The organism is Nitratireductor aquibiodomus NL21 = JCM 21793 (assembly GCF_000615975.1).
Classification (GTDB): domain Bacteria; phylum Pseudomonadota; class Alphaproteobacteria; order Rhizobiales; family Rhizobiaceae; genus Nitratireductor; species Nitratireductor aquibiodomus.
In genome coordinates, this window is sequence record NZ_BAMP01000048.1 from 1 (window position 1) to 22,705 (window position 22,705).

Annotated in this window: 24 protein-coding genes and 5 pseudogenes; 12 read left to right on the forward strand and 17 right to left on the reverse strand. The window is 61.0% G+C overall.

Going from position 1 to position 22,705, the window contains the following annotated elements:
- Positions 1-33 precede the first annotated feature (33 nt).
- The 5 genes and pseudogenes from JCM21793_RS13765 to JCM21793_RS13785 all read right to left on the reverse strand — a co-directional run bounded on the left by JCM21793_RS13765 (position 34) and on the right by JCM21793_RS13785 (position 4,224).
- Positions 34-1,005, reverse strand: a complete 972-nt coding sequence (locus JCM21793_RS13765; protein ID WP_007009897.1) for a magnesium transporter CorA family protein — start codon at positions 1,003-1,005, stop codon at positions 34-36.
- 87 nt (positions 1,006-1,092) lie between these two features.
- A pseudogene (gene ychF, locus JCM21793_RS25955) lies at positions 1,093-2,195 on the reverse strand (redox-regulated ATPase YchF).
- A 3-nt stretch (positions 2,196-2,198) separates the two neighbouring features.
- Positions 2,199-2,918: an aminoacyl-tRNA hydrolase gene (pth, locus tag JCM21793_RS13775; protein WP_007009898.1), complete on the reverse strand. Its 720-nt coding sequence runs from the start codon at positions 2,916-2,918 to the stop codon at positions 2,199-2,201.
- 24 nt (positions 2,919-2,942) lie between these two features.
- Positions 2,943-3,596, reverse strand: coding sequence for a 50S ribosomal protein L25/general stress protein Ctc (locus tag JCM21793_RS13780; RefSeq protein ID WP_025030747.1), 654 nt, complete (start codon positions 3,594-3,596; stop codon positions 2,943-2,945).
- A 205-nt stretch (positions 3,597-3,801) separates the two neighbouring features.
- Positions 3,802-4,224 carry a winged helix-turn-helix transcriptional regulator gene (locus JCM21793_RS13785; RefSeq protein ID WP_025030748.1) on the reverse strand — a complete coding sequence of 141 codons (423 nt, stop codon included), beginning with the start codon at positions 4,222-4,224 and terminating at the stop codon, positions 3,802-3,804.
- A gap of 101 nt (positions 4,225-4,325) precedes the next feature.
- Between JCM21793_RS13785 and JCM21793_RS13790 the strand changes: the two genes are divergently transcribed.
- Complete coding sequence (locus JCM21793_RS13790; RefSeq protein WP_025030749.1) at positions 4,326-4,886, forward strand: NADPH-dependent FMN reductase; 561 nt, start codon at positions 4,326-4,328, stop codon at positions 4,884-4,886.
- Between the two features lie 67 nt (positions 4,887-4,953).
- Here the strand turns inward: JCM21793_RS13790 and JCM21793_RS13795 are convergent, their stop codons facing one another.
- The 6 genes and pseudogenes from JCM21793_RS13795 to lgt all read right to left on the reverse strand — a co-directional run bounded on the left by JCM21793_RS13795 (position 4,954) and on the right by lgt (position 10,534).
- Positions 4,954-5,886 (reverse strand): ribose-phosphate pyrophosphokinase, encoded by a 933-nt coding sequence (locus tag JCM21793_RS13795; protein WP_007009902.1) that lies wholly within the window; start codon positions 5,884-5,886, stop codon positions 4,954-4,956.
- 103 nt (positions 5,887-5,989) lie between these two features.
- Positions 5,990-6,616, reverse strand: coding sequence for a hypothetical protein (locus tag JCM21793_RS13800; RefSeq protein WP_007009903.1), 627 nt, complete (start codon positions 6,614-6,616; stop codon positions 5,990-5,992).
- A 7-nt stretch (positions 6,617-6,623) separates the two neighbouring features.
- Complete coding sequence (locus JCM21793_RS13805) at positions 6,624-7,775, reverse strand: M24 family metallopeptidase (protein WP_007009904.1); 1,152 nt, start codon at positions 7,773-7,775, stop codon at positions 6,624-6,626.
- Positions 7,775-8,567 (reverse strand): annotated as a pseudogene (gene pgeF / locus JCM21793_RS25960) (peptidoglycan editing factor PgeF). Before pgeF ends, JCM21793_RS13805 begins: the two are co-directional and overlap by 1 nt.
- A 58-nt stretch (positions 8,568-8,625) precedes the next feature.
- Positions 8,626-9,714 carry a class I SAM-dependent methyltransferase gene (locus JCM21793_RS13815; protein WP_025030750.1) on the reverse strand — a complete coding sequence of 363 codons (1,089 nt, stop codon included), beginning with the start codon at positions 9,712-9,714 and terminating at the stop codon, positions 8,626-8,628.
- Positions 9,711-10,534 (reverse strand): annotated as a pseudogene (gene lgt / locus JCM21793_RS25965) (prolipoprotein diacylglyceryl transferase). Before lgt ends, JCM21793_RS13815 begins: the two are co-directional and overlap by 4 nt.
- A gap of 234 nt (positions 10,535-10,768) precedes the next feature.
- Between lgt and JCM21793_RS13825 the strand changes: the two are divergent.
- From JCM21793_RS13825 to JCM21793_RS13850, 5 genes and pseudogenes are all read left to right on the forward strand, one after another.
- Positions 10,769-11,404, forward strand: coding sequence for a DUF1326 domain-containing protein (locus JCM21793_RS13825; RefSeq protein WP_025030751.1), 636 nt, complete (start codon positions 10,769-10,771; stop codon positions 11,402-11,404).
- Between the two features lie 26 nt (positions 11,405-11,430).
- The gene (locus JCM21793_RS25970; protein ID WP_036540374.1) at positions 11,431-12,264 is read left to right on the forward strand and encodes a DUF2182 domain-containing protein; all 834 of its coding nucleotides are present in this window, start codon (positions 11,431-11,433) and stop codon (positions 12,262-12,264) included.
- Between the two features lie 91 nt (positions 12,265-12,355).
- A pseudogene (locus tag JCM21793_RS25975) lies at positions 12,356-12,669 on the forward strand (accessory factor UbiK family protein).
- A gap of 336 nt (positions 12,670-13,005) precedes the next feature.
- Positions 13,006-13,506: a type III secretion system chaperone family protein gene (locus JCM21793_RS13845; RefSeq protein WP_007009910.1), complete on the forward strand. Its 501-nt coding sequence runs from the start codon at positions 13,006-13,008 to the stop codon at positions 13,504-13,506.
- A 21-nt stretch (positions 13,507-13,527) separates the two neighbouring features.
- The gene (locus tag JCM21793_RS13850; protein ID WP_100213228.1) at positions 13,528-13,881 is read left to right on the forward strand and encodes a tRNA-binding protein; all 354 of its coding nucleotides are present in this window, start codon (positions 13,528-13,530) and stop codon (positions 13,879-13,881) included.
- Positions 13,882-14,077: 196 nt separating this feature from the next.
- Here JCM21793_RS13850 and JCM21793_RS13855 read toward each other — a convergent pair whose 3' ends face one another.
- Both JCM21793_RS13855 and JCM21793_RS13860 read right to left on the reverse strand, forming a co-directional pair.
- Positions 14,078-14,431 (reverse strand): GFA family protein, encoded by a 354-nt coding sequence (locus JCM21793_RS13855; RefSeq protein ID WP_025030753.1) that lies wholly within the window; start codon positions 14,429-14,431, stop codon positions 14,078-14,080.
- A 10-nt stretch (positions 14,432-14,441) separates the two neighbouring features.
- On the reverse strand, positions 14,442-14,936 hold the full coding sequence (locus JCM21793_RS13860; RefSeq protein WP_007009913.1) for a DUF2165 family protein: 495 nt from the start codon (positions 14,934-14,936) through the stop codon (positions 14,442-14,444).
- Positions 14,937-15,090: 154 nt separating this feature from the next.
- Between JCM21793_RS13860 and JCM21793_RS13865 the strand changes: the two genes are divergently transcribed.
- Positions 15,091-15,339, forward strand: coding sequence for a hypothetical protein (locus JCM21793_RS13865; protein WP_025030754.1), 249 nt, complete (start codon positions 15,091-15,093; stop codon positions 15,337-15,339).
- A gap of 113 nt (positions 15,340-15,452) precedes the next feature.
- Positions 15,453-16,577 (forward strand): tetratricopeptide repeat protein, encoded by a 1,125-nt coding sequence (locus JCM21793_RS13870; RefSeq protein ID WP_155983452.1) that lies wholly within the window; start codon positions 15,453-15,455, stop codon positions 16,575-16,577.
- A 62-nt stretch (positions 16,578-16,639) separates the two neighbouring features.
- On the opposite strand, the gene JCM21793_RS13875 is transcribed toward JCM21793_RS13870, so the two are convergent.
- Positions 16,640-17,980, reverse strand: coding sequence for a sensor histidine kinase (locus JCM21793_RS13875; protein ID WP_025030756.1), 1,341 nt, complete (start codon positions 17,978-17,980; stop codon positions 16,640-16,642).
- A 313-nt stretch (positions 17,981-18,293) separates the two neighbouring features.
- Here JCM21793_RS13875 and JCM21793_RS13880 point away from each other — a divergent pair, with 313 nt between their 5' ends.
- Positions 18,294-18,641: an antibiotic biosynthesis monooxygenase gene (locus JCM21793_RS13880; protein WP_007010436.1), complete on the forward strand. Its 348-nt coding sequence runs from the start codon at positions 18,294-18,296 to the stop codon at positions 18,639-18,641.
- An 8-nt stretch (positions 18,642-18,649) separates the two neighbouring features.
- Here the strand turns inward: JCM21793_RS13880 and JCM21793_RS13885 are convergent, their stop codons facing one another.
- On the reverse strand, positions 18,650-19,372 hold the full coding sequence (locus JCM21793_RS13885; protein ID WP_007010437.1) for a response regulator: 723 nt from the start codon (positions 19,370-19,372) through the stop codon (positions 18,650-18,652).
- 45 nt (positions 19,373-19,417) lie between these two features.
- The gene (locus JCM21793_RS13890) at positions 19,418-19,918 is read right to left on the reverse strand and encodes a MarR family winged helix-turn-helix transcriptional regulator (protein WP_025030757.1); all 501 of its coding nucleotides are present in this window, start codon (positions 19,916-19,918) and stop codon (positions 19,418-19,420) included.
- A gap of 258 nt (positions 19,919-20,176) precedes the next feature.
- On the opposite strand from JCM21793_RS13890, the pseudogene JCM21793_RS31745 reads away from it, so the two are divergent.
- The 3 genes and pseudogenes from JCM21793_RS31745 (at position 20,177) to JCM21793_RS13905 (ending at position 22,198) form a co-directional block, all read left to right on the forward strand.
- Positions 20,177-21,069, forward strand: a pseudogene (locus JCM21793_RS31745) (branched-chain amino acid aminotransferase).
- A 120-nt stretch (positions 21,070-21,189) separates the two neighbouring features.
- Entirely contained in the window at positions 21,190-21,465 is a 276-nt protein-coding gene (locus JCM21793_RS13900) for a hypothetical protein (protein ID WP_007010439.1), read from the forward strand.
- Between the two features lie 91 nt (positions 21,466-21,556).
- The gene (locus tag JCM21793_RS13905; protein WP_007010440.1) at positions 21,557-22,198 is read left to right on the forward strand and encodes an MBL fold metallo-hydrolase; all 642 of its coding nucleotides are present in this window, start codon (positions 21,557-21,559) and stop codon (positions 22,196-22,198) included.
- An 8-nt stretch (positions 22,199-22,206) separates the two neighbouring features.
- On the opposite strand, the gene JCM21793_RS13910 is transcribed toward JCM21793_RS13905, so the two are convergent.
- The gene (locus JCM21793_RS13910; RefSeq protein ID WP_025030758.1) at positions 22,207-22,704 is read right to left on the reverse strand and encodes an anthrone oxygenase family protein; all 498 of its coding nucleotides are present in this window, start codon (positions 22,702-22,704) and stop codon (positions 22,207-22,209) included.
- Position 22,705: the final 1 nt, after the last annotated feature.

The window sequence follows — 22,705 nt, forward strand, 5'->3', positions numbered from 1 at the left end:
CTTTCAAATGAATTCATTTGAAAGCGACATGCATTAGAGCCAGCCGCGCCGTTTGAAATACCAGAAGGGCAGGAGCGCGGAGAGCACCATGAGACCAACGGCGAAGGGATAGCCGAGCGGCCATTGCAGTTCCGGCATGATGCTGAAATTCATGCCATAGACCGAGGCGACAAGCGTCGGCGGAAGGAAGATCACGGCGACCACGGAGAATATCTTGATGATGGCGCTCTGCTCGATGCTGATCATGCCGAGCGTCGCATCGAGCAGGAAGCCGATTTTCTGGGAAAGGCCCGTCGCGTGGTCGGCGAGCGAGGCTATGTCGCGCGAAAGCGTTTTGATCCGCGCCCGTCCATCCCTGCTGCTGCGGGTTGAAACCGCACTCAGGAAGCCGGAAAGACGCTGCATGGTCAGAAGGCTGTCCTGCAGTTTGGAGATCAGGTCTTCCTTGCGGCCGATCCGGCGCAGGATGATCTGAAAATCGCGATCGCGTTTGGAAGCCTTTTTCTCGGAGGGATGGAATATGCCCTTTGAGAGCTCCAGAATTTCGCGCCCGGCTCTTTCCAGAATGTCGGCCAGCCGGTCGGTGATGACTTCCAGAAGGTTGATGAGCACCGCCTCGCCACTGCCGCAGCCAAGTGCGGCCTTCGCGGCGCGCTGCGGAAAAATCTGGAAGGCGCTGGGTTCGTGAAAGCGAAGCGTAACGAGCGTACCGCTCGGGCTGAGAATGAAGGTTACCGGCCCCATCTGCGGCTGGTCTCCATCCGCCCGCGCGGTCAGGGTTGCCGTCATGTAGTGCGCCCCGTCCTCGCTGTAGAGGCGGCTCGAGATTTCGATCTCTTCCATGTCGGCGCGTGTCGGCACTGCTATGCCGAGCCATGCTTCGATGGCCCTTTCCTCGTCTTCCGTGGGCGAGAGCATGTCGACCCAGACGGCTGCGTCTCGCCCGGCTGACGACAGCTCGACGGGTCTTAGGCGCCCGTTCTCGGCAATGTAGATCTTGATCATGATTTCGTTCCCTGAAACCGGGAACGAAGATTTCCGGCTATCGCCACGCCGTCAAGACCATGTTTGTCCTGTCGGCTGTCCCGGCGATCAGGTGTTGAACTTGAACAGCATCACGTCACCGTCCGTCACCACATATTCCTTGCCCTCGTCGCGGGCCTTTCCAGCGTCGCGTGCGGCCACTTCACCGCCGAGCGTCACGAAATCACTGTAGCCAATGGTCTGCGCGCGGATGAAGCCACGTTCGAAATCGGTGTGGATCACGCCTGCCGCCTGCGGCGCCTTGGCGCCCTTCTGCACGGTCCACGCGCGGGTTTCCTTGGGGCCGGAGGTGAAGAAGGTGATCAGGTCGAGCAGTTCGTATCCGGCGCGGATCAGCCGGTCGAGGCCAGGCTCTTCCAGTCCCATCGCCTCCAGATATTCGGCTGCCTCCTCGTCGGAAAGCTGCGCCACCTCGGCCTCGATAGCAGCCGAGATCACCACCGTCATCGCGCCCTGGGCCTTGGCCATTTCTTCCACACGCCTGCTCTCGGCGTTGCCTTCGGCAGCGTCGCCTTCGGCCACATTGCACACATAGAGCACCGGCTTGGAGGTAAGCAGATTCAGACCACGCAGGATCTTCAGGTCTTCGGCTGCGATGCCGTCGAGCAACACACGCACCGGCTTGCCGTCCTGCAGCAGCGCCAGCGCCTGCTCCATCATGGGCAGAAGCGTCTGGGCTTCCTTGTCCTTGCCGGTCGCGCGCTTCTGCATCTGCAGGGTGCGCCGTTCCAGGCTTTCGAGGTCGGCGAGCATCAGCTCCGTCTCGACGGTCTCGGCATCCGCCACCGGGTCGATGCGGCCTTCCACATGGGTGATGTCGTCATCCTCGAAGCAGCGCAGCACATGCACGATGGCATCCACTTCGCGGATGTTGGCCAGGAACTGGTTACCCAGCCTTCGCCCTTTGAGGCGCCGCGCACGAGGCCGGCAATGTCCACGAAGGAAATACGGGTCGGGATGACCTCCTTGGAACCGGTGACGCCGGCAATCTTCTTCAGGCGCGGGTCGGGCACGGCCACTTCGCCCGTGTTGGGCTCGATCGTGCAGAACGGGTAGTTGGCAGCCTGGGCGGCGGCCGTCTTGGTGAGCGCGTTGAAGAGCGTCGACTTGCCCACATTGGGCAGACCGACGATGCCGCATTTGAAACCCATTTCCTATTCCTTCTGGCCGAGGAGTTTTTTGAGCATGGCCGCCATCGGGCCGCTTTCGGGGAGGGGGGCTGCAGGCCCCTTCTGCCGCGCCTGGCGGATGTGACTCTGTTTTTTGGCGGGCTTGCTGTCCCGTTTTTCACCCGGCCCTGCGCCGGTACCCTTCACCGCAAGGCTGACACGGTTCATGAAACCCGATTCGTCGCCTTCGGCAAGCATTGCGATATTGTCTGCAACGGCGTCCAGCATCGGTTCAAGCCATGGCTGGTCCGCCTTGGCGAAATCGCCCAGTACATGCGCGTTCACACGCGCCTTGTCGCCGGGGTGCCCAATGCCGATGCGCACGCGGCGGTAGTCCTTGCCGCAATGGGCGTCGATCGACTTGATGCCGTTGTGGCCGCCCGAGCCGCCGCCCGTCTTGATGCGCAGTTTGCCAGGCGCGAGGTCGAGTTCGTCATAAAACACGATCAGATCGTCGAGATCGATCTTGTAGAAGCGCATGGCTTCGCCGATCGCCTGGCCGGAAAGGTTCATGAAGGTCTGCGGCTTGATGAGCAGCACCTTCTCGCCGCCAAGGCGGCCTTCGGCCACCAGCGCGTTGAACTTTTTTGACCATGACGAAAAACTATGGCGGCGCGCAATCGCGTCCGCCGCCATAAAACCGACATTGTGCCGGTGCCGTTCGTATTGCTGGCCGGGATTGCCGAGCCCTGCAATAAGCAGCATGAGGTTTTGCAGGAAAGGGGAGGATTACTCCTCGCCCTCGCCCTCCTTTTCTTCGACCTCTGCTTCCTCTTCCGCACCTTCTTCAGCCTCGGACTCTTCCGACTTCAGGCCGGCCGGGGCTGCGATGGTTGCGATGGTGAAGTCGCGGTCTGTGATGGTCGGCTCAACGCCTGCTGGCAGCTTGACGGCGGAGATATGAGCGGAATCGCCGATATCCATGCCGTCCAGATCGACCTCGATGTAATCGGGGATTGCCGTTGCCGGGCAGGTGAACTCGACCTCGTGGCGCACAACGTTGAGAACACCGCCGCGCTTGATGCCCGGAGCGGTCTCTTCGTTGATGAAGTGAACCGGCACGTTCACGGTAACGACCGTGCCCTTGCCGATGCGCAGGAAGTCCACATGCATGACAAAATCGCGGACGGGATCAAGCTGATAGTCCTTGGGAAGGACCTGGATCTTCTTGCCGTCGACGTCGATGGTGGCAATCGTGGTGAGGAAGCCGCCGCCGAAAATCTTCATGGACACTTCCTTGTAGGGAAGCGTGATGGAAAGCGGGGCATCCTTCTCGCCGTAGATCACGGCAGGAACTTTACCGTTGCGCCGAATAGCCCGGGCGGACCCCTTACCGACCCGTTCGCGCGCCTCGGCCTTCAGCTCGTAGCTCTGATGGCTCATGGCCTATCCTTTCATGTTTTGGAGCGCTCTCGGGTAAACCCGAGAACGTGAAAGCCTTCCGAATGACACACAGGCGGCGCATGAAGCACTGCCTGAATACTGAAATCGATCGGACGGACTTCCGTCCGCGTTGCCTCCAAGGGTGTCTACGCGGACGGCGGGTCTATAGCCGATGCAGGGGGCGTGCGCAAGGGCGCAAGCCCTTTCAGACCATGGTCGCCGGCTGTATCGGCTGCGGTTGCCTGCCCCCGCTTTCGCCGGAGCCGCTACGCGCGTCATAGGCAGCCCGCGCGGCCTCCATCCTGTTGGCGTTTTTCAGAGCGAACTGCTTCAGTTTCGAGAGCGGTTCTGCAAGCTCGTGGCCAAAGGCGGTCAGCCGGTATTCGACGCTCGGGGGAACGGTGGGATGTTCGATCCGCTCGAGAAAGCCATCGCGCTCGAGTGCTCTCAGCGAACTTGTCAGCACTTTCTGCGAAATGCCGTTCACGCGCCGCTTCAATTCGTTGAAGCGCAACGGCTCCTCATTGAGCCGCTCTATGATCAGGGATGTCCACTTGTCGCCGATCAGCGACAGGATTTCGCTGATGGGGCGGCAGTTCTCCGAGATGTGGCCGTGACGTGGTTTCATAAAGGTGCCTTCTTGCAACCCGTTTTCCTCTGCCAGATATAGGGGCGGTTACCAAAGGATACCACCGGGAATTTGACCCCGGGCGGACAGAGGAATGAAAAATGAAGAAAATACTGGTTCTCGTCGGCTCCAACCGTAAGGAGTCGATCAATCGCAAATTCGCCGAGGCGCTGGAAAAGCTGGCCGATGGGCGCCTGGAATTCGAATATTTCGATCTCGCCGCTTTGCCGATGTACAACGACGATGACGTCGCGGAATACCCGGCATCCGCGCAAAAGCTCAAGGACAGCGTTGCAGCGGCTGACGGCATTCTCATTGTTACACCGGAGCACAACCGCTCCATCCCTGCCATTCTCAAGAACGCGATTGACTGGGCGTCTAGGCCCTGGGGCCAGAACAGCTGGACCGGCAAAGCGACCGCGGTCGTCGGTTCCAGCCCGGGCGCGATGGGGGCGATCGCAGCGCAGATTCACCTGCGCTCGATCATGGTCAGCCTTGGCGCCACGCTGATGACGAGCCCGGAGGTCTATCTGCAGATGAAGCCGGGCCTGGTCGATGAAAACAATGACATCGCCAATGAAGACACAAGGGCTTTCCTGTCCGGCTTTGTCGACAGGTTCTCTGCCTGGGTCGGTGTTGCGCAGGAGCGCGCTGCTGCCTGAGTGGACGGCTTGGCCAACAAAAAAGCCGGCACGTGTGGCCGGCTTTTTCATGCTTGCGGGAAGGTGATCAGTCGAAAAGACTTGAAACCGATTCTTCTGTCGCCGTGCGCGAAATTGCTTCGCCGATGAGGTCGGAAATGGTGATGGTGCGGATGTTCTCCGCCGCTTCCACTGCCGAGCTCGGCTGGATGGAATCGGTGATCACCAGTTCCTTCAGCCGCGATCCGGAGATGCGTGCTGCCGCGCCGCCCGAAAGAACGCCATGCGTGATATAGGCGGTCACACTGGTTGCGCCGTTGTTCAGCAGCGCGTCGGCCGCATTGCAAAGCGTGCCGCCGGAATCGACGATGTCGTCGATTAGCAGGCAATCCTTGCCACTCACGTCGCCGATCACGTTCATCACTTCGGATTCGCCCGGCCGGTCGCGGCGCTTGTCGACAATGGCAAGCGGTGCATCAATGCGCTTTGCCAGCGAGCGGGCACGCACCACGCCGCCGACATCCGGCGAAACCACCATCACATTGGAGAGCGTATAGTTCGCCTTCACGTCGCGTGCCATCACGGGCACGGCGAAAAGGTTATCGGTCGGGATGTCGAAGAAGCCCTGGATCTGGCCTGCATGAAGGTCCAGCGTCAGAACACGGTCGGCGCCTGCCTGGGTGATCAGGTTGGCCACCAGCTTGGCCGAGATCGGCGTGCGGCCCGATGTGCGCCGGTCCTGCCGGGCATAGCCGAAATAGGGCAGCACCGCAGTGATGCGCCGGGCCGAAGAGCGCCGGAAGGCATCGATCATGATGAGAAGTTCCATCAGGTGATCGTTGGCCGGATAGGCGGTCGACTGAAGGACGAAAACGTCCTCGCCGCGCACATTTTCCTGGATTTCGACGAATATCTCCTGATCGGCGAACCGTCGCACGGTGGCTTTGCCAAGAGAAATGTTGAGATAGCGGGAAACGGCCTCTGCCAAAACCCGGTTGGAATTGCCCGCAAAGAGCTTCATGGAATGTCCTCGGAGAACGCCTTGACGCTTGACCGCGCTTTTAACGGGGTGAGGCTTTATTGCAAGCGCCTGAGGAAAGAATCACGATGAAATCCCGAAAAAATCAGCCCTGCCGCTGCGCCAGCCATGCGGACAGTTGACTGATGGTCGAGTCTGCCACGGCTTCCATCGTGGCGCTGGTGACGGAAGACCAGCCGTCGCCCTGACCGCCGGGCGCAGCCTGCTGGCCCTGGATGCGGTGCAGCCGGTTGCCCGACGGGTCGAGCACGTCCCATACATAAATCACGGTCGTCTTGCCGCCATCGGCGATGGCCGAGAAGTAGCCTTTCATCACCATGGAGGCGCTGCCGCCCTGGGGCACAATCGCGATGCCGCTTTGTCTGGCACGGGCCTCCAGACGCCGCGACAGGGCCGGCACGGCTTCAGCCGTCGCGCCGATCACCGGGGCAAACTGGATGCGCTCACTGGTGGTCACGGCCTGCAGGGGGGCTGCTGCAGTCTCGTTCGCCGCGTCCGTCTGTAAGGCGAGGGCGGTTTCGGTCGGCTGCTGCTGAAGCCCGGTCTGCCCACCGGGCACTGTGCCCGCCGGTGTCGGTCCGGAATTCAGATCGAGCATGGAGCCCGTGTTGCAGCCGGCAAGGCCGGCAAAGCTCAACATGGCGATGCCCGTTATGGCGCGCTTTGTAAAAATACCGCAGCCCCCCTCAATGGCTTCGATCCTGCGCGGCATATTGCCTTCACCTCGTTATAAGGTCCAGCCCGTAGCGCGAAAGCGGCTCGGGGTCGTCTTCGGTGGTCAGATAGGTGCGGCCGAGGCACATGGCGCTGCCCGTGTCGGAATCCATGATGATCATGTGTGCGAACAGCGTCATGCCCGGCGCGATGGGCTCTTCATTGCCGGCATAAAACATCTGTGGATCCATCCAGGACGGCGAGAACCGCGCGCCCAGCGAATAGCCGCAGGCGTTCAGCCGGTGCTTGGTCAGGCCATGCGTTTCCATCACGCGCGCATGCGCGTCGAACACGTCGCCGAACGTGTTGCCCGGTGTCATCGTCTTCTGCACCGCGGTCAGCGCATCGCGTGCCGCGTCGAAAAGCTCCTGATGCCTTTTCGAGACCTTGCCCGTCAGCACGGTCTGCATCATCGCCGCATGATAGTGGTGATAGACGCCGGCCCATTCGAGCGTGATCTGGTCGTTCTTGTTGAGCTTGCGCCGGCCCGCCTTGTAGCGGCACAGAAGTGCGTCCTCGCCCGAACCGATGATGAATTCATTGGCCGGGTAGTCACCGCCGCCGGCAAACACCGCCCCTTGCATGGCGGCTAGAATCGCGGCCTCGTCGCCGCCCTGTTTGATCAGCGGCAGCGCGGCATCCAGCGCTTCGTCACCGAGCTTTGCAGCCCGTTTCACCTTCTTGATTTCCGCCTCGCTTTTGAACAGCCGCAGCCGGCTGACGAGGTCCGACGCGTCCTCGATCTTGCCAAATGTCTGCAACTGTTCATCAAGCAGACGGGTGCTGCGGCCCGTGAGGCCATGCGTGTCGTATTCGACACCGATCCGGGCACCCAGCAGGTCGAGATCGTTCAGAAGATTGCGCAGGTCGACGGCCGGGTTGGCGTCGTGCCTGTCTGTCCACAGGACGATGTTTTCGATGGTGGAGGTGTGCCGCGCCTGACGCAGATCGGCCGAGCGTGTCAAAAGCACCATCGAGCCATCGGCCTTCACGACAAGGCACTGGAAGAAGCAGAAGCCGAACGTGTCGTAACCCGTCAGCCAGTACATGCTCTCCTGCGCGAAAAGCAGCATGGCGTCGAGCTTGCGCTCGGCCATTTCGATGACGAGGCGATCGCGCCGGGAATCGAATTCTGCCTGGTCAAAATGAAGCGCCATCAAATGTCCTCCAGGATGATCGCTGAAATCTGGCGTCCGTAGTCCTTTTCGCCGCGATGCGTGGCGCGGCGATAGGAATAGAAATGCTCTTCTTCTTTATAGGTGCAACGCCCGATCTGCACGGCATGGACGCCGGCCGCCGTCAGCCGCGCCACCGTGTAGCCATTGAGATCAAAAAGCGCATGCCCGGCCTTGGGCGACGGGCGGAACCAGTCCCGGTTTGCCGGGTTGTGGTTGACGAAACGCTCCACGAATTCCGGCCCGACCTCATAGTTTTCCTGGCTTATGGAGGGACCAAGCACGGCGGTGATGTTTTCCCGCTCCGCGCCCAGCAGTTCCATCGACGCGATGGTGTTTTCCAGAATGCCGGTCAGCGCCCCTTTCCACCCGGCATGGGCAGCCGCGATCACCCGCGCCTTGCCATCGGCGAGCAGAATGGGCCCACAATCAGCCGCCAGTGCACCCAGTGCCAGTCCCGGCCGATTGGTCACCACTGCGTCGGCCTCGGGGCGGTCTCCCGCAAAGTTCATCGACAATGACGGCATGGGGCGAATGCACCTGATGAACGGTCAGAAGATGATCTGCGTCGACACCCAGCCATTCGGCCACGCGCCTTCTGTTCTCTGTCACCGTCTCGCGGTCGTCGCCCGAGCCATAGCCCACATTGAGCCCTTGATAGAGCCCCGTCGAAACGCCGCCCACCCGGGTGAAGAAGCCATGCTTCACACCATTCTCCCGCTCACGGTCCAGTAGCGGGGACCGCAGGGGTTCCGGCCTCGTCGTGTCAAGCATGCGCCGCCTTTTCAGATGTTCTCAAGCGGCGGGATGGTGGGGCAGGGGCGAAATCAAGTCAATGCGCTGAGACGAATGGGGGAACCGCCACTGTGGATGGCGTTACGGCCAGCACCTTGAACAGCGTTCCCATCTGGTCGGGGCCGGCGAGCCGCTCCACATCGTTGCGAATGGCCTGCTGCTCCGTGGCGTTTCTGCCGGCACCCAGCCGTCCGGCACGCTCTAGAAGGCCGAGCCCGATGAGAAAGTCACCCTGGCTCATCAGCTCGGCGGTCAGACCCTGCTCCTTTGCCGCACCTGCCAGAGCGGAGAAATCCACATGCGCCGTCAGGTCGGCTTTGCCCGGCTCCTTCAATACATTCTGATAGGCGTGGCCGCGCATGGCCTGCAGCGTGTCGCCGGGGGCGGGTGACGCATAGCCATAATCGATGAAGAGACCGGCGCCGCCCTTTCGGCCGATGCGTTCGGCGATGCGGGCCATCAGCGCATTGCGTGCCGGCGCGAGTTCCACGATCGCCCCTTCGGGCGCGTTATTTGCACCCGGCGGTAAAAGAGCGGGGTCCGCAGAGCCGGCGCCTGCCATGAACGCAAGCCGTTCTTCCGCATCGAGGCCAATCACGCGTTCGCGCCAGGCATTTCCAACCTTCACATATTGCCGGATGGGAATGGCGTCGAACAGCTCATTGCTAACAATGAGAAGCGGCCCTTCCGGCAAAGCGTCCAGATCGGCGATCCATGCCACTTCACCTTCCGGAAGCCCAAGCGTCCTGCGCTGCACGTCGCTCAGCCGGGGGCTCGCTTCGATCATGAAAAGCCGCATCTGCTTTCTGAACGCGGGGTCGATTTTCGCCCAGGTCCGTAGCATGTCCTTCATCAGCGTGCCGCGTCCGGGGCCGATCTCCGCCACAACAGGCGTTTTCGGTGCGCTGCTCTCCTTCCACGCCGTATAGAGCCAGACGGCGCACAACTCGCCGAACATCTGGCTGATCTCCGGCGCGGTGGTGAAATCGCCTTCGGCACCGAAGGGCTCGCGCGTCGTGTAATAGCCCTCTTCGGGATCAAAAAGGCAAAGCGCCATGTAGTCGGCGATGCTCATCGGCCCCGCCGTTTCGATCTGCGCTTTGATGCGGTCCTTCAGCGTCTTCATCGGGCTGCGGCCCGCGCCCTCAGCATTGCCCACACGCCCACAAGCACCATGGGCAGCGAAAGCACCATCCCCATGGTCAGCCACCCGCCGGCCAGATAGCCGATATGCGCGTCAGGCTCGCGGAAGAACTCGACCACGATGCGCGAGAGGCCGTAGCCGCACACGAACGCGCCAGCGACGAAGCCCGGCATCTTCAGCCTCAGCCTGTATGGGTGAGAAGGCGCAGCACCACGAAAAGCACCAGCCCTTCGAGCGCTGCTTCATAAAGCTGGCTCGGGTGGCGCGGCTCCGGCCCGCCATTGGGAAAGACAAAGGCCCAGGGCACGTCCGTCACCCGACCCCAGAGTTCCGAGTTCACGAAGTTGGCCACACGCACCAGACCGAGACCAATCGGCACCACCGCCGAAATCGTGTCGAACAGGCTCCAGGCATTGATGTCGCGCTTTCGGGCGAAGAGCAGCATGGCGAGCGTGACGCCGAGCAGCCCGCCATGGAACGACATGCCCCCCTCCCACACGGCGAGAATGTCGAGCGGGTTCGCGATGTAGCGCGGCAGGTCGTAAAAGAGAATATAGCCAATCCGCCCGCCGGCTACGATGCCGATCGCGGCCCAGAGAACGAAATCGTCGAGATCCGTGACCGTCATCGCCGGCTTGCCGTCTGCCCACAGGCGCTCGTTCGAAACCAGCCGGCGCGCATACCACCAGCCGGCGAGGATGCCGACCACATAGCCGAGCCCGTACCAGTGGATTGCGAGCGGCCCCAGTTGCAATGCCACCGGATCGATTGCGGGAAAGGGCAGGGCGGCCAGGGGCGTCATCAGATAGTCGGTCAATCGTGCCTCCGGGCGCATGGAACTCAGACGCGGCAGGTATTGCGGAGCATCGGGGCGAGGTCAAGGCGCGCTGTGCCGCGGTTTCCCATCTTCAATCTGGAGAAGGCGCTAAGGCTTTCAGCCTAGTCGCTACTTCACCAGCGGAAGCGTAGAATTGTGGGCTTCAGTCTCGGCAACATGATTTCTCGAAAGGAGCAGTACCAACCCCGGGAGGTAATGATGACCGATACCAAGTGGATGATCAGGGGACGTGAATTTATTCACTGCAACTGCGCTTATGGATGTCCATGCCAGTTCAATGCCCGGCCCACACATGGAGGCTGTCACGCTGTCGGGGTGGTGCACATTGACGAAGGCCGGCATGGCGGCGTCAAACTCGACGGCCTGAGCATGGCCATGATCGTGTCATGGCCGGGCGCCATTCACGAAGGCCATGGCAGCGTTGTTCCCATCATCGATGAACGTGCCGATGAGAAGCAGCGCGCAGCAATGCTGCGGATCATGAGCGGTGAGGATACGGAACCCGGCGCGACCTTCTTCCAGGTTTTTTCAACCACCTATGAAAAAGTGCATGACCCGGTTTTCGCAAAGATCGATGCCGAGGTCGATGTGACCGGCCGATCGGCGACGTTGAATGTGCCCGGCTGGATCAAGGCACGTGGCGAGCCGATCATCAATCCTGTCAGCGGCGAGCAGCATCATGCGCGCATCAATCTGCCGAGTGGGTTTGAATATGATGTCTGCGAGGTGGGCCGTGGCTGGGCGGATACGCAGGGGCCGATTACCCTGTCGTTACCGGACTCGCACGCTCATTTCTCGAAGGTTCACATGACCGGCGAGGGCGTCGTGCACTGAGCTGATCCTTCCAGGAGGGCAAAGGCATGGCTTCCACCGCACTGGAAAACACCCTGCGGCGCGACCGCCTGATTGTCGGCGCGGCGCTTGCCGCGCTGACGGTCGTTTCCTGGCTCTACATCCTGTGGCTGGTCGAGACCATGGACATGGCCATGCCCGCTGGCGACGGGATGACGACGTCCATGCAGGCTGCTGCGCCGGTGGGCGAGGGGATGGTGATGGGCCTCCATCCGTGGAACCTCACCTATTTCGCCTTCATGTTCGTCATGTGGGCGGTGATGATGGTCGGGATGATGACGCCATCCGCAGCGCCCATGCTCCTCATCTATGCGCGTGTTGGTCGTGCCGCCGAAGAAAAGGGCAGGCCGCTTGCGGCGACCGGCTTCTTTGCCGGTGGCTATCTTCTTGCCTGGACGGCGTTTTCCTTCATTGCCACTCTGGGCCAGTGGGCGCTGGAGCGGGCGCTTCTGCTTACACCCATGATGGCGAGCGCGAGCGCGCTTTTCAGCGGGCTGGTGCTCATTGCGGCCGGTCTGTTCCAGTGGACCCCGCAGAAGGATGCCTGTCTGAGCCACTGTCAGGCGCCGCTTGCCTTTGTCCATGCCCATGGCGGCTTCCGGCGCGAGCCGGCGGGCGCGCTGGCGCTTGGCTTCCGCCACGGGCTTTATTGCATCGGCTGTTGCTGGGCACTGATGGCGCTTCTCTTCGTTGGCGGTGTGATGAACGTTCTCTGGATCGCCGCCATCGCGATCTTCGTGCTAGCCGAAAAGCTGCTGCCGCCGCGCTGGCCGGTGTCGCGCATCGCCGGCGGCGTGCTGATTGCGCTCGGCATCTGGGTGCTTGCCGGTGGTGCGCTTTAGGCGTGGTTCCTGCTGGCGCTGCGACAGCAAATGACCTTGCATTCGGCGCGCGAGCCCACTACCTCAAATGGATCAACCTGAAAGGCGCGCCATGACCAACGGAAGCAACCGAATCCTCGACGAGTTCGCTAAGCTGATGACCGATGCCGCAGGCGCGGCCCAGGCGTGCGCCGTGAGGTGGAGACGGCCTTTCAGGCACAGGCCGAACGCATCCTCAACTCGATGGACGTCGTCCAGCGCGAAGAGTTCGAGATGGTGCGTGAGATGGCGCTCAAGGCACGCGAGGAAAATGCGGCGCTCACCGCCCGCATCGAAGCACTGGAAGCAAAACTTTCGGAAGGCGGTGCCGCAAAACCTGCGAAATCTGATTCGAAACCGGCGTCATCCACCCGGGCGAAAAAATAATTTTTTATTACCGGCGCCTGTGTATGGCGTCGAAAAATCCTTGTTCGAGAGTCGCTTACGCCGCGCCGCCCCATGCCGCGCGGTGTTTCTATCCACACACCCCTTGGCCTTTCGGCAAAAAAGGTCTGGTCACGCGACTCTGCATCAATACACTGAATTTACAGCGTGATTCGTAACTGGTCATGCAGTCGGGCAGGGGCGGGCCCGCGTTAGTTCCATGCGTTGTCGTTGTCGCTCCACACTGTGTTTCAGGTTTGAAACGTCTTGCGGAAGATCATTTCCGCTGTGGATTCTTGCGGGGTGTTGCGGCGCCTCCAGATACGGGAAAGCAGATTAATGAGCCTTCTTGAACTCGACATGACCCGTGATGCGCATCCCGTCGATGTCATCGAACATGTCGCGCACACCAATGACTGGAGCTTCGAGCGTAATGGCGACGACGAGATCGCCATCGCCGTGGCCGGCACATGGACCGACTATAACGTGTCCTTCTCCTGGATGGAGGAATTCGAGGCGCTGCACGTGGCCTGCGCCTTTGACCTGAAGGTGCCCGCGAAGCGTACTCTGGAAGTCATGCGGCTCCTTTCGCTCATCAACGAACAGATGCTGTTCGGCCATTTCGATCTCTGGGAGCGCGAGAATGTGGTGATGTTCCGGCAGGCGCTCGTTCTTGCCGGTGGCGTCGAGCCAACGGGCCAGCAGGTCGAGACCATGCTGAACAGCGCTCTGGAAGCCTGCGAGTGCTATTATCAGGCTTTCCAGTATGTCATCTGGTCGGGCAGCACGGCGCAGGAAGCCCTGAACAGCGTGCTGTTCGAGACTTACGGCAACGCGTAGGTCGCAAGCAGGGGAGCGGGCATGTCATCGGAAATGACCCCGGAAATCACCTTTGACGATTTCCTGAAGGTGGATATCCGTATCGGCACCGTCATCGAGGCAGAGCCTTATCCGGAAGCCCGCAAGCCTGCCATCAAGCTCAAGGTCGATTTCGGTCCGGAGATCGGAATCAAGAAATCGTCAGCGCAGATCACCGTCCATTACACGCCGGAGACTCTCGTCGGACGGCAGGTGGTGGCGGTGGTCAATTTCCCGCCGCGCCAGATCGGCAAGTTCATGTCGGAAATCCTCGTCATGGGGTTCTCAGACGAAAATGGCGCCATCGTTCTGGCCGGATGCGACGGGAAAGTGCCCAACGGCAGCCGCCTGCATTAGGTCGTCCCGTGCCCATTCGGAGGCATATGGCGATCTTGAAACCCGGATGGTGCACCGAAGCATCCGGAAAAATCAGGTTCATTTTCCAGTCCAACGCCCTGGCGCTTCCCATCTCCGGTAGAAGCCTGTACCCGCGTGGACACAATCCATCCTGATATCAATCGTATTTGAATAAGCGGTCATCCAGCGCGTTGTCTCAATCCAGATAATCAAATTTGTCCGCACCATCGAAACGGCGAATGCGCAGGCCGGCGATCGCACCCGGCTCCATCAGCCGCGCATTGATGGCCATGCGGTTGCCTTCACCAATCGGGCGCCAGTGCGTCGTGCACCCGCATGTGGGGCAATGGTGCATTGCGAGCGTCCTGTCGCCTTGCACATAGGCGACGGTGTCGTCTTCGCCGCACAGGAAGGTCACTTCGGCAGGACTGCAGTGAAGCCAGAGAACACCGAGCCTGCGGCAGAGCGAGCAATTGCAGTCGGTTAACCACAAGGGCCGCGCGGATGTTTCCATCCGCACGGCCCCGCAATGGCATGTTGCCAGAAACATCGCTGTCGCGTCAGGCGACTTCGTCGTCGCGCTGGTTGACGAAGATCAGGACGCCGACGATGGCCACGTAAAACTTGAAGGCCGCGTCCTGGCCGTTCCAGGTGTCGGACTGCCACATCAGGAACCATTCGCCGCCGACGACCATGAAGCCGAAGAACCAGACGAGAAAGCCGGTCGTCGCGCCGGCGATCATCAGTTTCTTGGACGCCTGGAACTCGGCAGCTGAAGCGCTGCGCGCGCCGAACATTCTAAGCCCGCCCAGAAGCAGGAGAACGAAGGTCAGGCCCTCACCGGCGATAATCAGCCAGTAGCCGGCATGCCACAGGGTCGGCGAGGTGATGGCCCGATACATGGCCGCATTGCCGGGAAATGTCGTGTCCATGCTCAACACATGCTGCACGAACGCGAAGTTCGAGCCGTAGTCCGTGATGTTGTTGAAGGTGACCATGAATGCGAAGGCAGCGAGTGCCAGCGTCATGGCGATTTTTGCGTAGCGTGAGGTCATGAGCCCCCTCCTTGCAATGAGCGGCCGGGAAAATCATGCGTCTGTGGCCCGGTCGCGACTCAGTGTGTTAGACGAAAGGATAACGTGCAATCTTTCGTGGGCGAAAGGTCAAGAGCATGGCCTTCTTTCCGCAGGGTTATCGACAGCAGGAGACATGCGCTTGAAGACGATCATCGAACTGACCAGCGCGGCGCGCCGCAGGGCCGAGACTGCGGGGCTGGCGACGCAGCTCGACCGCCTCAGCCTTGGTGAATGGGCGCGCAAGGGCGATTTCGTTGAACTGGCGGGGCACGACGAGACCATTGTGTTCATGATCCGCGCCCGACGCATCCGTGTTGATGCCAATGATATGCAGACACTGGTCTTTGAGCTGGATCATCCACCACGCCCAGCCGTGCGCTGACGCATACCGCGGTGCCACCTCGTTGACACGTCACTGCCTGCTCGTTCTAATTTGGGCGAACATTCGTTCAATGGCTCTTCGTGAGCGACTGCATCTGGTCTGTGGAGGCTGCCTTGCGCGCAATCAATATCCGGCCGGGACTGACGTCGGTGCTTGTCATAGGCGGCCTTTTCCATGGAGCGTTTGTAAGTCAGGCGCTTGCGTTTGATTTTGATGGACTGCTGAAGCGTCTGGAGCCGGTGCGGATCACCCGGGAAAAGCTGCGAGAAGATGTATCCGGGGGGCGTGAGGCTTTTCTGGGGCTGGTTTCGAGGGCTGAGGGCGGCGATGCTGATGCTCAGTATCAGCTGGGCCTTTGTCTGCGGGACGGATGCCATGATTACCTGGGCATTCGCCTGCCTCCGGTTTTGACGGGGGAGGCTGCATGGTGGTTTACGCAGGCAGTCAAGTCAGGCCATCTCCCCGCGCGTGTCGAGCTGGTGCGGACGAAAGTGCCCGAAGAGCTTTATCACTACCACATGGCCGATGGTAAGCAGGTGGAGACACGTACGGACGTGCAAACGCTCACTCATGAAGAGAAGCTCGAAATTCTGAAACCGGCTCTTGAGGCGGGGTATCGAAAAGCTCTTTCGGAAATCGAGCGTGTGGAGCGGGAATGGGCCAGCGATCTGCGCCATGAGCAGGCTTTCAGGGAGAGGGAAGAGACGCTGGCAGCCCTTGAGGAACAGTTCGCCGAGACCGGAGATCCGGACTTCCTCTACCAGATCGGCCAAATTCACATAAAGGGCTTTGTGTACGCTCACGAGGGGAATGAGAGGAGTGTGATGTCGAGGCAGGAGGGGCCCGCTTTCGAATATATCGAGCGCGCTGCCGGCCTCGGACACGGCCCCGCAATCCTCCTGCTTGGAAGCTTTTACGAACATGGAGTGGGCGTTGAGGAAAACTGGGACACGGCGCTCAATCTCTATCTCCTCGCGGAGGAGAAGGGCACGCCGGGCGCGGCCGCAAGGATCGCCTATGTCGAACGGAAAATTCAGGTTCCGATCGAGCGCAAGAAGCGCATGGCTTTCCTCATGGGCCTGCTTGCGGCCGGCGCCGTCGCCCTAAGCGAGAGCAGCGGATCCTCCGCTGGCAACGAGACCGCCGGTCAGAGTGAAGCAGACGGGATCAGGAAGCACACCGACGACACGATCAATACGATCATGCACCTGGACCTTTACAAGCACTCCGCATTCTGACGGCCGGTTTCATCGAGCCTGACCCGCGCTTCAGAAGGTCCGGCCCCTCCGCACCTTCAATCTCAGGACGGTACCCGGATCACCGCCCGAAGTCCGCCAAGCGGACTGTCGTCCAGCGTCACGTCGCCGCCGTGGCTGCGGGCGATGTCGCGGGCGATGGAAAGGCCGAGACCCGTACCGCTTTCGTCCTGGTTGCGGGCTTCATCAAGCCGGACAAAGGGCTTGAACACGTCTTCACGCATGTCAGCGGGAATGCCGGGCCCGTCATCGTCCACGGTGATGGTCAGCGTTCCATTGGTGTTGCGCGCGGTGATTTCCACATTGGAAGCGTAGCGGAATGCATTGCCGATCACATTGTTCAGAAGCCGGCTGAAGGCATTGGGTCGTGCGTGCAGGTGCGTGCTGCCCAAGGTCTCGACCTTCAGCGTGCAGTTGCGCAGGCCGGCTTCCTCCACGGCGCGGTCGAAGAACGCGGCCAGATCGAACGCGCCGGGGTCTTCCGCCGCCTCGCCGCGGGCGAAAGCCAGATACCCTTCCAGCATCGAGCGCATGTCCTCGATGTCCTGGTTGAGCGCTTCGATGTCTTCCTTGCTGCCGGCCACGGCAAGCTGCAGCTTGAAGCGTGTCAGGATGGTCCGCAGGTCGTGGCTCACGCCGGTCAGCATGGCCGTTCGCTGCTCGATCTGGCGCTCGATCCTTTCGCGCATCAAGAGGAAGGCACTGCCGGCGCGGCGGATTTCTTCCGCGCCGCGCGGCCTGAAGTCGCTTGGTGTCGGCCGCCCCTTGCCGAAACTGTCCGCGGCGGCCGCCAGTTGCAGGATGGGGCGAATCTGGTTGCGCAGAAACGCCACCGCGATGGCGATCAGCACCAGCGAGGTGCCGACCATCCACAAAAGGAAGATGTGCGTGTTCGAAGCGTAGGCCTGGCTGCGTCTGGCAAAGACACGCAGAACCTGGTTTTCAAGCTGGATGCGGATTTCGATGATGTTCGAATTGCCCACCGTGTCGAGCCAGAAGGGCCGGTTGATCTGCCGGGTGATCTCTTCGCCGAGCGTCTGGTCGAGGATCGAGAAAAACGGTTTCGGGCCGGGCGCGGGCAGGGGGTCGGGCGGCAGAAGGTCGATCTTGAGCGCCAGTCGCTCCTGGGCGATGCGGATGACCTGCGCATAGCCGTCATTGCCCGGATAGGTCTCGATCATGTCGATGATGGCAGAGATGTCGCGCGTGACCGCCTGGCTCAGCCGCTGCGTGACCGTCTGCCAGTGGCGTTCCATGAAAACGAAGGCAATGACCGACTGCAAAAGCAGCATCGGCGCGATCACGATGATGAGCGAGCGCGCATAGAGCTGTTTGGGCATGTAGCGCGAAACGATGCGCCAGAACCGCCGCCACGGTCTGCGCATCGCCCCGAATGCCTGTCTGAAGCGCGCCAATGGCGTGATCTTCCCGGCCGGCGTCTTCTGATCTGGTCTGATGTTCAATTCCGCCATTCGCCCTTGCGGGCATCCATTCCCGAACTGCAATCCGGTCCGATCCTATGCATTGGAGGCGCAAGAGGAAACAGCTTTTCCGTGCGCTGCACACATGCGGACAACGCGACGCCGCGTGCAGGCAGGAAAAAGCACCGGGCGCAGCGAAAGACCCCTTGACTTAAAGTCAACTTGAACTTCGAGAGTGCGCCGCATCACCGTTCCATCCGTCCTTCAAGGAGACACCATGTCCGCACGCCCGCAAACCGCGCCTTCCGCCAATGCAATCTATCGGGTCGATAAATTTGCCGTACCGGCGCCGGCCCGCGAAGAGTTTCTCGAGCGCGTTTCCGCCACGCACACCCTCCTGCGCCAGCAGGCGGGCTTTCTGGGGGACATCATTCTCGAACAGGCGTCGGGGCCGGGCGAGTTCAATTTCGTCACCATGGTCGAGTGGGAAGGGCCCGAAGCGATCGTGCGCGCGGGCGAGGCCGTCGCGCGCATGCATTCAGAAACCGGTTTTGACCGCCATGAGATGATGGACCGCCTCGGCATCCGGGCCGATATTGCGAACTACCAGTCTCTCGCCGTCTGACGCCGGGGTTACTCGACGCTCAGCCGGTAGCCGATGCCGCGCACGGTCTGCAGGTAGACCGGGTTGGACGGGTCGCGCTCGATCTTGCGGCGCAGGCGATTGATCTGCACGTCGATCGTGCGCTCGCCCACTTCCGAGTCCTCGCCCACCAGTTCGTGCCGCGGCACGGTCTCGCCGGCCCGTTCGGCGAAGATGACCATGATGTCGCGTTCCCGGTCGGTCAGCTTCACCAGCTTGCCGCTGTGCTTCAGTTCGCGCTTGGCGATCTGGAAGGCGTAGGGGCCGAACACCACCTGTTCCACCTTCGGAGTGGACTGTGGCGTGCTGCGGCGCAGAATGCTGTTGATGCGCAGCACCAGCTCGCGTGGGTCGAACGGTTTGGGAAGATAGTCGTCGGCGCCGGCTTCCAGCCCGGTGACGCGGCTGTCGGTTTCCGACAGCGCCGTCAGCATCAGGATCGGTGTGTCCTTTTCCTCGCGCAGAGATCTGGTCAGCGATACGCCGTCTTCTCCCGGCATCATCACATCGAGCACGACGAGGTCGAAATCGAGGCCCACCAGCTTGCGGCGTGCCTCGGCAGCGTTGCCGGCAATGGTAACCCGGAAGCCGTTTTCACGCAGGAACCGGTTGAGCAGGCTGCGAATGCGCGTGTCGTCGTCCACCACCAGCAAATGCGGCGCATCATCGCTCAGGACAGTGTGGTCCTTCTCGAGATTGCCGGTTTCGCTCATTGTGACGATCTCCTCAACCGATGTGTCCGATGTGCCATGCGTCTTCTACTTAGAGCGTCCGTTGGGCAGTTTGTCCATCTGGGCGCGCAGTTCCGGGTTCACCATGGCGCGCAGAAAACGCTCCACCGCGGCACTGTCGCCCGGTTCCGCCTCTTCAAGTGCCGCACGGATGCGGCGGGACTGTGGCAGTGCCAGCGCCAGCGCCAGATCGCGTCCTTTCTGTGTCGGGTAGAGTTCGCGCTGGCGGCGGTCGCGGGGCCCCGGTATCTGCACGATATACCCATCGTCGATAAGCTGTTTCAGCACCCGCGCCAGGCTCTGCTTGGTGATCCGCAATACCTCCAGCAGCTCCGCAACGGTCAGCCCCGGCAGTCGGTTGACGAAATGCAGGACCCGATGATGCGCCCGTCCAAAGCCATACTCGTCAAGAATGGCGTCCGGGTCGGCGGTGAAATCCCTGTAGGCGAAGAACAGGTGCTCAATGATGGCGAAATCTACGCCGTCATCCAGTGTCAGCGGGGTTTTGATCGGGTCGGCGTCGGTCATGCTCTTGGGCTGCTTCCGGTCGTTTCGGGCGGTGATGAAGAAATTATGTCAGCCTTATTGACATAATTTCAAGGCGTGGTAATTTTTGACAATGTTTTCGTCCCGGCGCGAACGAAAAGGTACCCTGAAGGTCATTTTTCGGAACATCCTTCAAATTCCTTTTGGTAACGCATAGGCTGTGACGATTGAAGGCGTCGCCCACGGGCGGTATTTTCGGTTTGCCCGGTTCCACGGAAACGGACCGGCGGGAGAGGTTACATGGCAGCGGTTCCTTTTGATCAGCTCGAGGGCTTTATCTGGCTCAATGGTGAATTCGTCAAATGGGCAGATGCGAAGATTCACGTGTTGTCCCATGGACTGCACTATGCCAGTGCCGTGTTCGAGGGCGAGCGTGCTTATGGCGGCGAGATCTTCAAGCTCACCGAACATACCGAACGTCTGCATGAATCCGCCCGCATTCTGGGCTTCACCATCCCGTGGTCGGTGCAGGAAATCGATGATGCATGCCGTGAGCTTCTGGCGCGCCAGGGCTTCGCTGATGCCTATGTGCGGCCGATTGCCTGGCGCGGCAGCGAGATGATGGGTGTTTCGGCGCAGAACAACCGCATCAACCTTGCCATCGCCATCTGGCAGTGGCCGAGCTATTTCGACCCGGAGCAGCGCCTGAAGGGCATCCGCCTCGACATGGCCGAATATCGCCGGCCCGACCCGCGCACCGCGCCGTCCCGGTCCAAGGCTGCCGGTCTATACATGATCTGCACGCTCTCCAAGCATGCGGCCGAGGCAAAGGCTATGCCGACGCCATGATGCTCGACTGGCGCGGTCAGGTCGCCGAGGCGACGGGCGCCAACATCTTCTTCGTCAGGGATGGTGTTCTGCACACGCCGACACCTGACTGCTTCCTTGATGGAATCACCCGCCGCACGGTGATCGATCTTGCCCGCCGTCGCGGCATCGAAGTGGTCGAGCGCGCGATCATGCCGGAAGAACTGGAAGGTTTTGAACAGTGTTTTCTGTGCGGCACCGCTGCCGAGGTCACGCCTGTCTCCGAAATTGGCCCTTACCGCTTCGAAGTGGGCGAAATCACACGTTTTCTGATGAATGACTACGCCAACGAAGTGCGCCCGAAACTGTCTGTGGCGGCCCAGTAAGTCGCCGCAACCACAGGTTACTTTGTCAAATATTCACAGCCTCTTGTTTGACATGGGCCGGAATCGCGCTTTCATGGGCGGGCCGGCCCCTGGAGGTCGGCTCTTTGAGAGGGACCGGATATGGAAGCTCTACTTCCAATTATCGTGCAGGCTGTGACTGGCATTCTTGGCGGTGAGGCAATCGGCTCAGTCGTCAAGAAGGCCGCTATGGGTCACGGCGCCAAGATACTGAGTGGCATCATCGGCGGCGTTGGCGGCGGTGCTCTGCTTTCCGGCATGGGCGGCGATGCCGGTGCGCTGAGCGGCCTGCTGGGCGATGCTATCGGTGGCGCTGTCGGTGGTGGCGTTCTGACCGGCATTGTCGGCGCCGTCATGGGCGCGATGAACAAGAGCTGATTTTCATCAATTCTCTGAAACGGGCAGCCGGGGGCGGTTGCCCGTTTCCTGTTTCCGGCCCGCATCTCCGGGCCACCAGCAAGAGGGCTTCATGGGCAATCTCCGTGCCGGTGTCATTCCCGTGACGCCATTCCAGCAGAACTGCACCATTCTCTTCGACGAAGATATCAAGACTGGTGTTGTGGTTGACCCGGGCGGCGAGGTGGATCGCATTCGCGCAGCCATTGATGACAATGGAATTACTGTTGAATCCATCTGGCTGACCCATGGTCATATCGATCATGCCGGTGGTGCGATGGACCTCAGGGAGGCGCTGGGCGTGCCGCTGATCGGACCGCACGAGGACGACCGGGAGCTACTGGCCAACCTGGAAAACCAGGCGCGCATGTTCGGCCTTGATCAGTCGGTGCGCAATGTCACGCCCGACCGCTATCTGAGCGAAGGCGAAACGGTGTCGTTCGGTGAGCATGAGTTCGAGGTTCTGCATTGCCCGGGGCATGCGCCGGGCCACGTTGTCTTCTTCAACCGCAAAGCCCGCTTCGCGCATGTGGGCGACGTGCTCTTCAACGGTTCGGTCGGTCGTACCGACCTGCCGGGCGGTGATCATGATGCGCTGATCCGTTCGATCAGGGAGAAGCTGCTGCCGCTCGGTGACGATATCGGCTTCCTGTGCGGTCATGGCCCTGGTGGACGCTTCGGGGACGAACGGCGCTCGAACCCGTTTCTCGTATAGTTTCACGTTCAGTGTGTGTGGAGCCGGGCAATTCCATAGCCGGCAAGCGCCAGCGCAATGCCGGATGCGACCGTTCGCGTCTGGTTCCAGAACTGCCAGCGTGAAGAATAGTCGGACCAGATCGCTTCTGCCGCTTCAATCTCATCCGGCACCGCAATCAGAGCCAGCGCCTCGTTCATCGGCACGTTGACCGTCATTGTCAGAAAGAGACCGAAGATCAGGTAGATCGCGGCGCTCGCAGCGATCCATAAGGCCGGACCCCTTTGCCCGTTGTACCAGATCGCGAGCGCTGCCAGCGCAAGGACCGCGGGCGTCAGAAAGAAGGCGGGAAAGAAAACCGCATTGCGCACCGAGGCGTTCATCGCCTGCATGGCCGCGATCGCCACACGCGGGTCTGCCTGGTCGAGGCCCCACATGGTCGAGCACACCCAAGCATAGAAGAACCCGAAGATCGCCCCGGAGAAAAGAACAGCGGTTACCGAAAGTCCCGTGATCAGGCTGCGCATC